The organism is Nocardia bovistercoris (genome assembly GCF_015674855.1).
Classification (GTDB): domain Bacteria; phylum Actinomycetota; class Actinomycetes; order Mycobacteriales; family Mycobacteriaceae; genus Nocardia; species Nocardia bovistercoris.
In genome coordinates this window covers 106,642-120,783 of the sequence record NZ_JADMLG010000010.1, presented here as the reverse complement: position 1 = coordinate 120,783, position 14,142 = coordinate 106,642, and the positions used below count along the sequence as shown (strand labels likewise).

General features: G+C 68.7%; 14 protein-coding genes and 1 pseudogene. 9 read left to right on the top strand and 6 right to left on the bottom strand.

Features of this window, described 5'->3' with window-relative positions; all coding sequences use genetic code 11:
* The first annotated feature begins 15 nt into the window (after window positions 1–15).
* Window positions 16–672 (top strand): TetR/AcrR family transcriptional regulator, encoded by a 657-nt coding sequence (locus IT779_RS23555; RefSeq protein ID WP_196151571.1) that lies wholly within the window; start codon window positions 16–18, stop codon window positions 670–672.
* A gap of 14 nt (window positions 673–686) precedes the next feature.
* Here the strand turns inward: IT779_RS23555 and IT779_RS23550 are convergent, their stop codons facing one another.
* A complete protein-coding gene (locus tag IT779_RS23550; protein ID WP_196151570.1) occupies window positions 687–866 on the bottom strand; it encodes a hypothetical protein in 180 nt (59 codons plus the stop codon).
* 415 nt (window positions 867–1,281) lie between these two features.
* Here IT779_RS23550 and IT779_RS23545 point away from each other — a divergent pair, with 415 nt between their 5' ends.
* Together IT779_RS23545 and IT779_RS23540 are read left to right on the top strand one after the other, a co-directional pair.
* Window positions 1,282–2,049: an SDR family oxidoreductase gene (locus IT779_RS23545; protein WP_332838939.1), complete on the top strand. Its 768-nt coding sequence runs from the start codon at window positions 1,282–1,284 to the stop codon at window positions 2,047–2,049.
* 215 nt (window positions 2,050–2,264) lie between these two features.
* Window positions 2,265–2,912 (top strand): LysM peptidoglycan-binding domain-containing protein, encoded by a 648-nt coding sequence (locus tag IT779_RS23540; protein WP_196151568.1) that lies wholly within the window; start codon window positions 2,265–2,267, stop codon window positions 2,910–2,912.
* 10 nt (window positions 2,913–2,922) lie between these two features.
* Here the strand turns inward: IT779_RS23540 and IT779_RS23535 are convergent, their stop codons facing one another.
* Entirely contained in the window at window positions 2,923–3,564 is a 642-nt protein-coding gene (locus tag IT779_RS23535) for a TetR/AcrR family transcriptional regulator (protein ID WP_196151567.1), read from the bottom strand.
* Window positions 3,561–4,487, bottom strand: coding sequence for an oxygenase MpaB family protein (locus IT779_RS23530; protein ID WP_332838938.1), 927 nt, complete (start codon window positions 4,485–4,487; stop codon window positions 3,561–3,563). Before IT779_RS23530 ends, IT779_RS23535 begins: the two co-directional genes overlap by 4 nt.
* A gap of 68 nt (window positions 4,488–4,555) precedes the next feature.
* On the opposite strand from IT779_RS23530, the pseudogene IT779_RS23525 reads away from it, so the two are divergent.
* Window positions 4,556–6,055, top strand: a pseudogene (locus IT779_RS23525) (flavin-containing monooxygenase); the annotation flags it as partial.
* Between the two features lie 107 nt (window positions 6,056–6,162).
* Window positions 6,163–7,410, top strand: coding sequence for a hypothetical protein (locus IT779_RS23520; protein WP_196151565.1), 1,248 nt, complete (start codon window positions 6,163–6,165; stop codon window positions 7,408–7,410).
* 29 nt (window positions 7,411–7,439) lie between these two features.
* On the opposite strand, the gene IT779_RS23515 is transcribed toward IT779_RS23520, so the two are convergent.
* Window positions 7,440–8,675, bottom strand: coding sequence for a cytochrome P450 family protein (locus tag IT779_RS23515; protein ID WP_196151564.1), 1,236 nt, complete (start codon window positions 8,673–8,675; stop codon window positions 7,440–7,442).
* Window positions 8,672–9,949 carry a cytochrome P450 gene (locus IT779_RS23510; protein WP_196151563.1) on the bottom strand — a complete coding sequence of 426 codons (1,278 nt, stop codon included), beginning with the start codon at window positions 9,947–9,949 and terminating at the stop codon, window positions 8,672–8,674. Before IT779_RS23510 ends, IT779_RS23515 begins: the two co-directional genes overlap by 4 nt.
* A gap of 501 nt (window positions 9,950–10,450) precedes the next feature.
* Between IT779_RS23510 and IT779_RS23505 the strand changes: the two genes are divergently transcribed.
* Genes IT779_RS23505 through IT779_RS23490 form a run of 4 tightly spaced genes read left to right on the top strand, consistent with a single transcriptional unit; the run spans window position 10,451 to window position 12,822 of the window.
* On the top strand, window positions 10,451–11,077 hold the full coding sequence (locus tag IT779_RS23505) for an NADAR family protein (RefSeq protein WP_196151562.1): 627 nt from the start codon (window positions 10,451–10,453) through the stop codon (window positions 11,075–11,077).
* A gap of 18 nt (window positions 11,078–11,095) precedes the next feature.
* Complete coding sequence (locus IT779_RS38850; protein WP_196151561.1) at window positions 11,096–11,899, top strand: MerR family transcriptional regulator; 804 nt, start codon at window positions 11,096–11,098, stop codon at window positions 11,897–11,899.
* Complete coding sequence (locus IT779_RS23495; RefSeq protein WP_196151560.1) at window positions 11,892–12,284, top strand: VOC family protein; 393 nt, start codon at window positions 11,892–11,894, stop codon at window positions 12,282–12,284. The genes IT779_RS38850 and IT779_RS23495 overlap by 8 nt, the downstream gene beginning before the upstream one ends.
* Before the next feature lie 7 nt (window positions 12,285–12,291).
* A complete protein-coding gene (locus IT779_RS23490; protein WP_196151559.1) occupies window positions 12,292–12,822 on the top strand; it encodes an AAA family ATPase in 531 nt (176 codons plus the stop codon).
* A 143-nt stretch (window positions 12,823–12,965) separates the two neighbouring features.
* Here the strand turns inward: IT779_RS23490 and IT779_RS23485 are convergent, their stop codons facing one another.
* Complete coding sequence (locus tag IT779_RS23485; protein WP_196151558.1) at window positions 12,966–14,030, bottom strand: serine hydrolase domain-containing protein; 1,065 nt, start codon at window positions 14,028–14,030, stop codon at window positions 12,966–12,968.
* Window positions 14,031–14,142 lie beyond the last annotated feature (112 nt).

Genomic DNA, 14,142 nt, shown 5'->3' with positions numbered 1-14,142 from the left:
CGGTATGTTCGCTGCATGGCGCGAGCCCATGACGAACTCGACGAGAAGATCCTCGACGCGGCATTGCAACGTATTCTCCAGGTCGGCATTCGCCGCAGCAGCCTCGACGATATCGCACGCCGCTCCGGCATCAATCGTGTGACGATTTATCGCCGATTCTCCGGCAAGGAGAATCTGATCGAAACCGTGCTACACCGCGAGATCCGCCGAATCCTCGCCGAGGCCACCGCCATCGCGGCGACCACTTCCGGGGTCGAAGCCCAGATCGAGGAAACCGTCCTCTACGTCCTGCATCTGACCCGCACCCATCCGCTGGTGACCCAGATGCTCGCCGTCTCCCCCGAAGAAGCGCTCGAATTCTATACCGTGCGCGGCGAAGAGCTTGTCTCCCAAGGTATTTCCTATATCGTCGGCGTGCTCGAAGGGGCCCAGGAGAAAGGCGTCGTCGGCCGGTACGACCCGCGCCCGGTCGCCGAATTGGTCGCGCGCTTCGCCCATTCGCTTATGCTCACTCCCACCGCGGGCGCCGACTTCGGCGACGAGGAGACCGCCCGCGCGTTCGTCCGCACCGCCGTGGTGCCGCTCATGCTGCACGGCATCGGCCCGTCGGGCGCCGGCCGAAATCCGGCGCCGCGCGAGACGGTCGCGGCGACGCGCGCCGAAGGGCTGTAGGCGGCGCGTTCGGGTCAGTGCGTGCCGCCCGGCGGATATTCGGAGAAGAACTGCTGCAGCAGCGGAGTCGCCGCGTCGAACCCCCACTTGGCGATTCCGAGTCCCGCGTTGCCGAGGTTGACGACCACGAAGGCGATCACGTCGCGATTCTGTTCGGCGAGTTCTCGCAAAGGTTCGATCACGCTGGTGAACATGGGCCGGTCCTTTCGCATCCGTTCTGGATGGCCCGATCAAGCCTGCCACTGTCACGCGCGCCCGGCCGCAGGTTTCGACGAACCGTCGCGAATTCGCCGCGACCCGTGCCGGGACCGGTCCGGCGAGTGCAGGTGAACTCGCAGGCCCGGATCGCTGTCGAGCCGGTCGGCGCGGGTGCGGCCGTGTCCCGCTCGCGCCGCCTGCGCGTCTCCCGGTCGGTCGGCGCGGTCGCGATGTCGTCGCCGAGACGGCGGCCGATTTCCGGACCGGGCGCCGACCGTGCCGGGTAGGCGTCGCCATGGCCACCTTGACACCGCCCCGAGAGCCACGGTAGGCATGAAGTCGAATCTGGCATATCACCTGGTAGTCGGGGTCGTCCGCGAGGGCAACGCCCGCGGTGCGGAGGGAAATCCCGTGACCACGACAGACACCGCCCCGCGCACGGCGATCGTGACCGGGGGCGGCTCGGGAATCGGCTCGGCCATCGCGCGCCGTATCGCGGGCGACGGGGTCACGGTGGCGATCTTCGACCTCGACGAAACCGCCGCCCGGTCCACCGCCGAAGCGATCACGGCGGCAGGCGGGCGCGCGACCGGCATGCGCGTCGACGTCACCGACCGCCCGGCCATCGACGCGGCGGTGCACACGGTGCGCCAGACCATCGGCGTGCCGACCATCCTGGTGAACAGTGCGGGCCTCGACGGCTTCGCACCGTTCCTCGACATCACCGCGCAGAGCTGGCAACGCATCCTCGCCGTCAACCTGACCGGCACCTTCGACTGCTGTCAGTCCGTGACGCCGCACATGATCGAGGCCGGCTGGGGCCGCATCGTCAATATCGCCTCCTCCAGCGGCCAGACCGGAGCGCCGCTGATGGCGCACTACGCCGCGGCCAAAGCGGGCGTCTTCGGACTCACCAAGTCACTGGCACTGGAACTCGGCCCCCTCGGAATCACCGTCAACACCATCCCACCCGGCTTCGTCGACACCCCGATGCTGCGCCGCAGCGAACGCAACGGATTCCTCGGCCCCGGCGTCGCCGCACTGGAAACCGCCACCCCGGTTCGCCGAGTCGGACAACCCGAAGACGTCGCCGCCGCCTGCGCCTTCCTGATCGGCGAGGACGCGGGCTACATCACCGGCCAGGTATTCGGCGTCAACGGCGGCCGAGTCCCCGCCTGATACGGCGAGGCCCGCCGTCGGCTACACGGCCGTGATCGCTTCGCGCGCCACATCCGTGCACGCCGAACGCAAGCCATTCTCGTCCCCACGAGACAGGTAGTCGCGTACTCGCGATCCCTGTGCGCGCGGTGGTCACCATGGACTACGCGGGTGACCGCGGTGTCCGCTCGGCTCATGTCCGACGGTGCTCGCGACCACGGAAGGAGACCGAGGAAATGAAGAAATACAAGATCCAGCCCGGTGACACGCTGTCGGCGATCGCGCTGCGTGAATACGGCACCAGCATGTTGTTCTCGGTGATCGCGATACAGAATCATCTGTTGGATCCCGATGTCATCCACGCGGGCGACGAACTGCTCATCCCGTATGTCACATTCCGGCACCGGTTCGCAGGCGAGAATTCCACGGCCGCGCGGCTGGCGGTCACCGAGCGTTATTACGGCGGCGACCCGGACGCGCAGTTGATCTGGGAAATCGTCAACGGCGTCGCCCAGAAGCCGATCGCGAAAGGCGCGTGGTTGCTCATCCCGGATCTCGCCGATGTCGGTCACCACACGGTGGTCGCGGGCGAGACCCTGCCCGGACTCGCCTTCGACTGGTACGGCGACGAACATCTCGCGCGCATGATCGAATTGGCGAACCACCTCCCGTTCCAGCACGTTCCCGCGCCCGGCGACATACTCGTCGTCCCGAAACTCAACCGCCGCAGCCACGCCCGCGGCGACACCCTCGCCGCCATGTGCCGTCACGAGTACGGCGATGTCGATGATCTCCAGACCCGCGTCGACGTGGTCGTCGCCGCCAACAACATCGCGGACCCGGACGCGATCGTCTCGAATCAGGTCGTGTACTTCCCGTCCTGAACGAGCCGGGTCAGGACGGGGTGACGCGTTCGGCCATCGGGATCAGGACCGCCTGGGCGAACGCCCGGAGTTCGGTGTCGTCGCGGACGTCTGGGTCTACGGGGGGTAGGGCCAGGTAGGTCAGGAAGAGGCGGGCGAAAACGTCTGCCACCCAGCGCGCTTCGCGGGACGGCTCGCCCGGGTTCGCGCCGTGTAGTTGCCGGGTGATGAATGCCGTTCCGGCGGCGAAGAGTTCGGCGTCGGGGGCGTGGGCGAGGTCGACGACGCTGCCTGGGGCGGTTTCGGCCATGCGGCGCATCATGGGGTGTTTGCGCGCGAAGGAGACGGCCGCGACGAAAGCTTCGACGACGCGCTCGCTGGGGGCTTCGACGCTGTCGATCCCGGCGGAGACGGCGCTGAGGAAACGTCGGGTCTCGCGGGTGGCGAGGGCGCGCACGAGTTCGTCGCGGGTGGGGAAGCGTCGGTAGACGGTGGTGCGGCCCAGGCCGCTGCGACGCACCACGTCTTCCATGCGCAGGCGGTCCAGGCCGACGGCGGCGGATTCGGCGACCGCGGCGTCGATGATGCGCTCGGCGGTGGCGTCCGGGGCCGCCGAGGTGTCGGAGGTCGCGCGGCTGAGCAGCTCCGACAGCGCTACGGGCGAGGAGTTCATTGGTGGATTATCGCCAATGACTCGGCGGCCTTCGACGCCACACCGGTCGTGCGCGCCTTGGCGAGGGTGTAGTAGGCGGGTTCGCCCAGCAACCGGCGGGTGACATACGGGTCGATGGTCAGGTACGGCGCGAACAGGAGCTTGTGCAGCAGCGGCGGGTGGTGGAAGCCGCTCATGCGCCGCGCCCAGTCCGGGGCGAGACTCATGCTGGCGTGCGCGTAGTAGAGGTGCAGCAGCCGGCCCAGCGACCCTGGTGCGCGGATCGGGAGCAGCGGTGCGGTCATCAGGAATTCGAAGAACTCGAGCGTCTGCTCGGTCACGGCGAGGTGTGGGCGCATGGCCTCGACGTAGTCACGCAGTTCGGCCATGGACTCCGGGACGCCGGTCGCGCCGCTCATGCGGCCGATGACGGCCTGCTCGGCCAGGTACCGGTCCTGCTCGGCGGCGGTGAGGGGCGCGTTGTTGCGCTCGTAGCTGCGCAGGATCATCCAGGGGATGCTGATGTGCACCCAGGTGAGCAGGCTCGGGTCGAGGGCGCGGAACGGCACGCCGTCGGGGCGTTCGCCGTTGATCTTCCCGTGGATGCGCGCGACCCGGTCGATGAGGCCGGTGGCGGCTTCGGTGTTGCCGAAGGTGGTGGTCAGGACGTAGCCGAGGGTGGTCCGGGCGCGCCGGAAGGGATCCTTCTGGTAGCTGGACAGTTGTTGGACACCGGCCATGACCGAGGGGTGCAGCAGTTCGAGGACGATCGCGCTGGTGCCCGCGTGCATGATCGAGGTGAGATCGCTGTTGACCTTCCACGAGACGCTGCCGGGACCGCAGAGCCCGGGATCACCGGGCGGCCCGCCGTAGACGGCCGGGTCGTCGTGGCGCCCGACGATGTCCTCGAGTCCCGCCACGACGCGGCGCTGGATAGCGTTCACAACAACTCCATGGGACGTATGGTACTGATCAAGTACGAAAAGTACCAGAGTCGAGTTAGGGTGAGCGCGTGGATGCAGTGGATTCATCGAACAATCGTCCCGATCACGAGGTGGCGATCATCGGCGGCGGCTTCTCCGGGATCGGCGCGGCCATCGCGCTCGATGCCGCCGGATTCGGCGACTACGTCGTCATCGAGGCGGGCGACGGCGTCGGCGGCGCGTGGCACTGGAACACCTATCCCGGTGTGGGCGTTGACATCCCGTCGTTCAGCTATCAGTTCTCCTTCGACCAGCGCGCGGACTGGTCGCGCGTGTACGCGCCGGGCCGCGAGTTGAAGGTCTACGCCGACGACCTGGTCGACAAATACGGTGTGCGACCGCGGCTCCGGCTGAATTCCGAGGTGACGGCCTGCGTATTCGACAGCGAACGGCACCTCTGGCGGATCGAGATCGCGGGCGCGAGTCCCGTCACGGCGCGCTTCGTGATCGGCGCGACCGGGGTGTTCGCCCAACCGCGCGACCCCGACATCGCGGGGCTCGCCGACTTCGCCGGGCCGAGGATGCACACCGCGCGCTGGGATCACGGCGTCGACCTGCGCGGCAAGCGGGTCGGGATCATCGGCACCGGCGCGTCAGCGGTGCAGGTGATCCCGGAGATCGCGACGCGGGTCGATCAGCTGGTCGTCTTCCAGCGCACGCCGATCTGGTGCCTACCCAAGCCCGACGCGCGCATCCCCGGCTGGCTGGCCGCACTGCTGCGCCTGCCCGGCGGAAAGTTCCTGCCCCGCTGGCTGAGTCAGGCGTTCGTCGAACTCACCTTCCCGCTGCCCGCGCAATTCGGCGCACGCTTCCCCCTGCTCGGCGCGGCGGGTCGGCGACAGGGACTCACCCACCTGCGCCGCCAGGTCGACGACCCCGAGGTGCGCGCGAAACTCACTCCGGAGTACGGCCTCGGCTGCAAACGCCCCAGTTTTCACAACAGCTACCTGTCCACCTTCAACCGCGACAACGTGACGCTCGAGACCACCCCGATCGCGGCGGTGACCCGCGACGGCGTCCGCCACACCGACGGCACCGAGCACGCCGTCGACGTTCTCGTATTGGCAACCGGCTTCGCGAGATTCGACGACGGCGTGCCGCCGTATCCGGTGTTCGGCCGCGACGGCGTCGCGCTCGCGGACTTCTGGCAGACCAACCGCCACCAGGCCTACGAAGGCGTGAGCGTGCCCGGATTCCCGAACATGTTCTCGATTCTCGGACCGTACGCGTTCAACGGCCAGTCCTTCTTCGGACTGATCGAGACCCAGATGCGCCATATCACCCGCTGTCTGGACCGCGCGCGACGCGAGGGCGCGACCCTCGTCGAGATCCGCACCGAGGCGAACCGGCGCTTCTTCGACGAGATGCTGGCTCGTCGCCACACCCAGATCTTCTGGCAGGCAAGCTGTTCCAACGCCAACAGCTATTACTTCGACCGACACGGCGACGTGCCGTTCCGCCCGTCCACGTCCTTCGGCGCGGCGATCCGCAGCGCGCGCTTCGATCTAGACGACTACCGATTCGAGACGCGGACCGCCGACCCACGCCCGGCCGCAGCGCGAAAAAATCAGCACACCAACGATATTCACACCCCTACGACGCTCGCACCGAACGAGTGAAAGGAAACACCGACCGAATGCTCACACGAGGCATCGCACCGAGATTCGCGGCCGCCGCCGCGGCGCTGTTCTTGCTGCATACCGCTCCGACCTCGATCACCGAAGCCGATGCGGCGCCCGCTCATTCGCGCCTGGTATTCGCCGCCGGGGAGGAGGTGTCGACGCTGCACGGATTCACCAGCGGCCAAGTCCCCGATCCGAACACCTACTGGACCGTCCCGCGTGACTTCAGCGCCTACACGCCCGAAGTCTGGCGCCTGCTCCAGAACCGCGGCGCCGCGATCGCGGTCAACATGCGCTGGCAACGCGACTTCGGACCGGTCCCCGCTGGCATGCCTCGATTCGACGAACTGCTGCCCTTCCTGCGGACCGCCGCCGACCATCACGTCGGCGTCGTCGCCTGGCTCACCATCCCCTACTCCGACGGCTACTGGGCCACCGAGGACAATGTCGCCCAGCACGAGCGGATGATCCGCGATTTCGACGCCTGGACGCACGCGGTCGAGTTCCGGCCCGAGGAGGTGGTGCTCGATCTCGAGGCGCCGCTGACCGATACCGCGGTCTTCAACAAGGCATTCCGCGATCCCCTGCCCGCGGTGCAGATGCTGGCGCGAAATATCGGTCCCGAACAGCAGTGCGAGGCGATGCACGGATACGAGCGGGTCGTGGCCTGGCTCGAGGAACACGGGTATCCGACCAAGGCGGCGGCCTACTCGTACCTGTTCGACGATATCGCCGACGGTGACCTCGGCCTTTCCGATGCCCTCGATATGCCGGTGCCGCGCCCCGGAGTCTTCCGCGAGCTCGGATTCATGGCGATGCGCTCGGTCTACGCGTCGATGATCGGCAGCGATCCCGGCCCGTCGATCCACTCCGCCTACATCGCCGAAATGAAACGCTGGTACGGCGATTCGGCCACCTTCAGCCTCGGCGAGGCCGGTGAAGGCCCGTACGAACACGATCTGGGCGAACTGGTGCGCGACACCCGCCTGGCGGCCGCGCTCACGACCGGCACCGTCGGCATCTACTCACTCGACAAAGCGTTGGCCGACTACGGCATCGCCGGGGTCTCCGAACTCTTCGACGCCGCCGAGCGCCCGCTGACGGGCGCCGAACTCGCCGCGGCGACCGAGATCTCGCCGACCGCCAAGGCGGCGCGCGGACTCGTCGGCGTCGAGAACGCCGCGGTCGGCACGCTCGCGCCGATCGCCACCGGCTCGCAGGGTTCGGTGCGCTCGCCGAACCCGTGGCCGCCAACCTGCTGAGGCGAGCGGCCACGGTCGGAACGCGCGGTCTAGGAGGATCGCGCGTTCAGGCGAACCGGGATGCTGTGGTGGCCGTTGACGACGATGCTCGGAATCTGTTCGAGGCCCGCGGGATCGGCCGCGAGTTCGACCTCGGGGAACCGCGCGAACAACGCGGGCAGGGCGATCGCCGCCTCCAGCCTCGCCAGCGGCGCGCCGAGGCAGTGGTGCGGACCGTACCCGAACGCCAGGTGGTCGTTGCTCGGGCGACTCGGGTCGACGATGTCCGGGTCGGCGTGCACGCGCGGATCACGTCCCGCACCCGCGAGTGACGCGAGGATGACCTCACCCGCCGCGATCCTGACACCGGCGCCGAGGTCGATATCGGTGACCGCGAAACGGAACGGCATGTGCACGATCGGGGGCTGGACACGCAGGATCTCCTCGACCAGCGTGGTCCACGCCACCCGCTCGGCGAGCAGGTCGGCGCGCAGCTCCGCGTTCGTGAGCACCGCGAGGATCGACTGGTCGAGCAGGTGGGTCGTGGTCTCGTAGCCCGCCGTGATGATCAGCGTCAAGGTGTCGCCGAGTTCGCGTTCGCTCAGTCGCTCCGCGTCGTTCTCGTGCGCGGCGAGCAGCGCGCTGGTGACGTCGTCGCCCGGATTCGCGCGTTTGTGGGCGATGAGTTCGCCGAGCACCCGGTACAGCGCGGCGAAATTGGCGCCCGCCTGTTCGGGAGTGAGCGAGGTGTCGAGGATCGCGGTCGTGCAGGCGCACAGCTCGGCGGCGGGCCCCGGCGGCACACCCATCAGTTCGCAGATCACCCGGATCGGCACCTCGTTCGCGAAACTCGCTCGCAGGTCGGTGATCTCACCCGCGGGAGCGGCGGCGATCCGGTCGAGCAGGTCGGCGGTGATCGCTTCGATGCGCGGGGTCAGCGTCTTGAGGCGGCGGTTGGTGAAGACCGGGGTCACGATCGAGCGCAGGCGTTTGTGATCGGCGCCGTAGGTGGTGAGCATGCTGCGCACCGCCACCCACGGATACATCACCCACTCCGGGGTGATCTCACCGTCGACCAGTGCGGGCCAATGCTGTTGCGCGTCCTTGGAAACCCGGGGATCGGTGAGCAGCTTCTTCAGCAGCACGGTATCGGTGACCGCCCACGCGGGCACCGCACCCGGTAGTTCGACGCGCGCGATCGGGCCTCGAGCGCGCAAGCGAGCCAACTCCCCCGGCCAGTCGACGCCGGTCAACACGAGCGGATCGTTGTCGGTACGCGTGGTCATGGGTGGACCTCCTCTGGGATCGGTTGCCGCGAAACCGGATGCGTCGGCGGGCCGGGTGGGAAGACGACCGGCAACGATTCCACGGCCCGGTGGAACGGTCCCGGCCGCCACCGGGGCGATTCCCCGTCCGCGAGACGGAGATCGGGCAACGCGTCGAACAGCTGATCGATGGCGCGGTGCACGATGATCCCCGCGATGTCCTGCGCCGGGCACGCGTGCGGACCCGCACCCCAGGACAGGTGGGACCTGTTGCCCCACCGGCCGACTTCGTCCGGACCGCGCGCTGGAGCCATCGTCGGGTCGGTGTTGCACGCGGCCATGCTGATCACCACCGGCTGATCGGCGGGCAGCCACACCTCATCGATCAACTGGGGCTGGCGCGGATACGTGATACAGAAATTCGGCAGCGGGGTGTCGGCGAACAAGACCTCGTCGATCGCGTCCCTGGTCGCCAGGGAACCACCGTGCAACCCACCGGCGAACCGGTCGTCGGTCATGGACAGCAGCACCGCGTTGATGATCAGGTTGCAGGTCGGCTCGGTGCCAGGTCCAAGCAGCAGCGCGGTCTGCTCGACCACCTCGATGTCGTCGAGTTTCTGCTCGTGCGTGATCAGCCGCGACATCATGTCCGCGCTCGGTGCGGCGCGTTTGCTGGTGACCACCTCGTACAGCGCCGCACCGAACCGCGCTCCCGCCTCGGGAACGCCGTCCATCATGGCGGCCATCTCCGCCCACACCTGATGCGCGCGGTCGGGGGTGAGTCCGAGTAGCTCGCACATCACCCGAACGGTCAGTGGAAAGGCGAACTGGGCGCGCAGGTCCGCGCTGCCGTCCGCACAGAAACCGTTCACCAGGTCCTCGGCGATGCGGTCGACGGTCGACTCCACCTTGAACCGATCGGTTTCGTCGAGGGCCGACTTGATCGTCGCCCGGTAGCGCGCGTGTTCGGCGCCCGCACACCGCAACGCGTTGCGCCGTCCGCGCAACACCTCGAACACGGGGCTGTCGGTCCGCGCCGTGGACTCCCACCGGGCCGGATCGGCCGGAAAATGCGCCGGGTCGTTGAGGATTCGCACCGCGGCGCGCCATCCGACGACCAGCGTCGCCGGTACTCCCGGCGCCAGCCACACCGGCACGAGCGAGCCGTACACCTCGCGCATACTGCGGTAGGCGTCGTGGGGTGCGGCGGCGAACCGCTCCGAATACAACGACACCCGCGAGTTGTCCGCGCCCGTCGGCGCTCCGCCGCCGCGTGCGAAAACCGATTCCGTCACCGAGAAACCTCCACGTGACCGCCATCCCCCCGCGAACGTATCGATCCCCCGCGACCCGAGGTCGTGCGTAGGCGATCCGATCCATCGCCTCGCGCCCGCACGGGATCGGTAGAACGTCCCGGTCCGTGGAACTGGACGGCCCGAGTGTGTGAATACCTGTACAGCAACAACTCCCATGTTCGAATTCCGAATCAGCCCGGCGCGTGGCATCTTTCCGTCGCACCGGGAATCGCCCGACGTGGATCACGACGGCGCGTATCGTGCACTCCTCGGCGGGGATGGCCGGGAGTCCGGTCGGTATCCTACGGGCTTCCCCGCAGTGCCGGACGGGAACCATCATCTCCGACTACAGTCATTGTAAGCCAACGTGATTCACCGAAAGAGTCGCCTGCGGGGCGAATGCTACGCACACTTGACGGATCAACGGAAGCGGCATCCGCGACAAGTGGCTCGGACGAAATCCGGCAGCGGCGGCGCGGCCGGATACGGCAGACTGTCGGCATGGATGCGAGTTCGGTCGAGGAATTGGTGGCGCTTCTCGACGCGGGAGCGTCGGTGAAGTACCTGTACTTCTGGGGGCATCGACCGCAGCGCGACGGCAGCGTCGGGCAGGGATGCCTCAGCCAGTGGTGGCCTGTCGAATTCACGGCGGACGGAAACACCTTCGCCACCGCCGAGCACTACATGATGTGGCGCAAGGCCATGCTGTTCGGCGACGAGGACGCCGCAGGGCGGGTATTGGCGGCTCGACACCCGAAGCGGGCGAAGGAGATCGGTCGCGAAGTCCGCGACTACGATGAATCGCTCTGGTGCGCACATCGTTTCGATATCGTGGTCGCGGGAAATACCGCGAAGTTCGGGCAGCATCCCGAATTGGGCGACTATCTGCTGCGCACCGGCGACCGCGTGGTGGTCGAGGCGAGTCCGGTGGACCGGATCTGGGGCATCGGGGCGGCGGCCGACGATCCCGTGGCGCAGGACCCGCGACGGTGGCCGGGAACGAACCTGCTCGGATTCGCGCTGATGCGGACCAGGACCGCGCTGCGCGCGTCCGCCGCCCGACGCCCCGAGTCCGAGGCAGGTCGATCGCCGGTCCGTGCGGCGGAACTTGCACCTGACGTGACGTGAGGTTCTAGCGTCACCGATGTGACAGACAACGAGCTCACGATCGGCGAGGTCGCGCGCCGCACCGGCCTCACCGAGCGCACACTGCGCTACTACGAAGAACTCGGGCTGGTCACGCCGGGCCGAGACAGCGGCAGCCGCCGCCGGTACGACAGTGCGGCACTGGACCGGCTCTACCGGGTGCGGCTGCTGCGCGACCTCGGCACACCGCTCGCCGAGGTCGACCCGGCGGCCGGGGACCTCGCGTCGCTCACCCGGCGCCACCTCGCCGAACTCGACGCCAGGCTGGCCGTGCTAGCCCGCCAGCGCGAACGCGTGCGCGCCGTCGAGGACCGCCTGCTGTCCGGCAATGCCCCGGCGGACTCCGCGCTGCTCGACCTGCTCGCCGGACTCGCCGGTGCGGAGCAGGTGCCGACCCGCCGGATCACCCTGCTCGTCTACCGCGACCTCGTGGGCGCGCACACGTGGCTGGTCGAGGTCTTCGGATTCGCGCCGGGCGGCCTCACCTACGACGAGTCCGGTCGTGTGGTGCACGGCGAGGTGCACGTCGGCGACGGCGTCATCTGGCTGCACCGGGAAGCCCCCGAGCACCGATTGCTTTCGCCGCTGGCCACCGGCGGCGCCTTGACGGCGTCCCTCGCGGTCGCGGTCGACGACGTCGACGCCCACCACGAGCGGGTCGCCGCGACCGGCGCCTCGGTCGACTACCCGCCCGTCGACCAGCCCTACGGGTTCCGCGAGTACTCCGCACGCGACCTGGAGGGGCACCTCTGGTCGTTCCAAACCCCCATTTCCTCCACCCCGCAGGGAGATACCGATGAGTGAGATCACCCCGTACCTGGCCGTGGCCGACGCCCACGCCGCGATCGACTGGTACATCTCGGCGCTCGGCGCCGAAATCGCCCACGACCCGATCGTGATGCCCGACGGCCGCGTCGGGCACTGCGAGCTCCGGGTGGCGGGCGCCCGCTGGATGATGAGCGACGAGCATCCCGAGATCGGCGTCGAGGCTCCCGACCTCGCCCGCGGCGCCGCGGTCTCGCTGCACCTCACCGTCGAGGACTGCGACGCGGCCGCGGCGCGCGTGCTCGCCAACGGCATCGAGATGACGCGCGGCCCCGAGGACAGCCCACCCGCGGGCCGAGTCGCGGTATTCGTGGACCCCTTCGGTCACCGCTGGTTCCTCGATGCCCCTGTGCGGCAACGGTAGCGATCCGATGAGCAAACTGCTGGTCCTGATCAACGGCCTGCCCGGGGCGGGCAAAACCACACTCGGCCGCTCGCTCGCACCGGCGTTGGGTGCTCGGTTGCTGTCGAAGGACGCGGTCAAGGAAGCGCTGGCGGACTGCCTCGACGACGCCGACGCCCTGCCCTGGCTCGGCGGCATCGCGATGGACACCGTCTGGGCGATGGCGGGCGCGTCGACCGGCGACGTGCTCATCGATTCGTGGTGGTTCGCGCCGCGCGACCTGGAATTCGCCAGGGCCGGAATCGCGCGCGGCGGAGCCGACCGTGTCGCGGAGGTCTGGTGCGACGTTCCGGTGGCGATCGCCCGGGACCGCTACCGCGACCGACGCCGGTCCCCGCTGCACCGCGACGAGCAACGGTTGGCCGAGGATTGGGACGCATGGGCCGAACGGGCGGCGCCGCTCGGGCTCGCACCGGTTGTTCCCGTCGACACCGCGAAGCCCGTCGACGCAGCCGACCTCGCCCGGCGGATCCGTCACGCGGCCTCCGGACCGTGCTGACGCCGAGACGGACGCCGCCCCGACGAATGTTCGCCGAGGCCGATGCATGTCGTGAGCGCGAACAGCGCGATCGGCCACCGTCGGTGGTCGCACGGCTCCCGGTCGATTTCGGGTTGCGTCCGGAGTGGGCAGACGGCTGAGGGCTAGGTGAGGGATTCGTAGGCGGACATCAGGAGGGCGATGGAGCGGGCGTAGCCGTCTTCCCAGAGCATCTGGTTCATGACGTAGGAGAACGACATTCGGTGGTCGAGGTCGTTGAAGGCCAGGGAGCCGCCCCAACCACCCCAGGTGAAGGTGTTTCCTTCGAGGCTGTAGCCGAGTCCCCAGCGGATCGGGCGGCCGAGGATGCGGTCTTCGCCGCGGGACTGTTCGTCGAATACTCGGGCGCAGCCTTCGGGGGACAGCAGGCGGACCCCGCCCACGGATCCGCCGCAGACCAGCAGGGATTGGATGGTCGCCACCGCTCGGGCGTTGCCGTGACCGTTGACGGCGGGGATCTGGGCGCGGCGCCAGGCGAGGGTGTTGGCGTCGGAGACGCCGACCGGGAATCCTTCGGGGCGGTCGCCTTTCGGGTCGGGGACGAGGGTGGCGACGCGGTGGTCGTGTTCTGCGGGCAGGCCGATGTGGAAGTCGGCGCCGAGGGGTGCGGCGACCTCCTCGGCGAAGAACTCGCCGACGCTGCGGCCGGTGACTCGGGCGATCACCTCGCCGACGAGGTAGCCGTAGGTGAGGGCGTGGTATCCGCCCGCGGTGCCCGGCTCCCAGCTCGGGGTCTGTTCGGCCAAGCGGGTGGTGACCGTGGGCCAGGAATAGAGGTCGGCGGCGGTGACGGGGGTGTCCCAGGCGGGTAGGCCCGCGGCGTGGCCGAGCAGATGTCGTACCAGCACACCGTCTTTGCCCGCGGCGGCGAACTCGGGCCAGTAGGTGGCGACCGGGGCGTTCAGATCGAGATCGCCCCGGTCGGCGAGGATCAGCGCGCACACGGCGACCATCGTCTTGGTCGTGGAGAACACGTTGACGATGGTGTCGGACCGCCACGGGATGGTCCGGTCGGCGTCGGTGTGCCCGCCCCAGATGTCGACCACGGGTTCACCGTCGATGAACACCGCGACGGCGGCGCCCACGTCGACGGTGCGCAGCGACTCCTCGAGCGCGCGGACGACCGGAGCGAAACGCGGATGATGAGTGCCGTGCACCTCATTGGCCATGAGCGCACTGTAGAAGGGTCGGGGCGCACCGAGCCACCGAATTTCACGGGTGCTCGACGCCGTCGACAACAGCTCGACACCGCCGCCGCGGCACCGGGCCGATGCCTGCCGC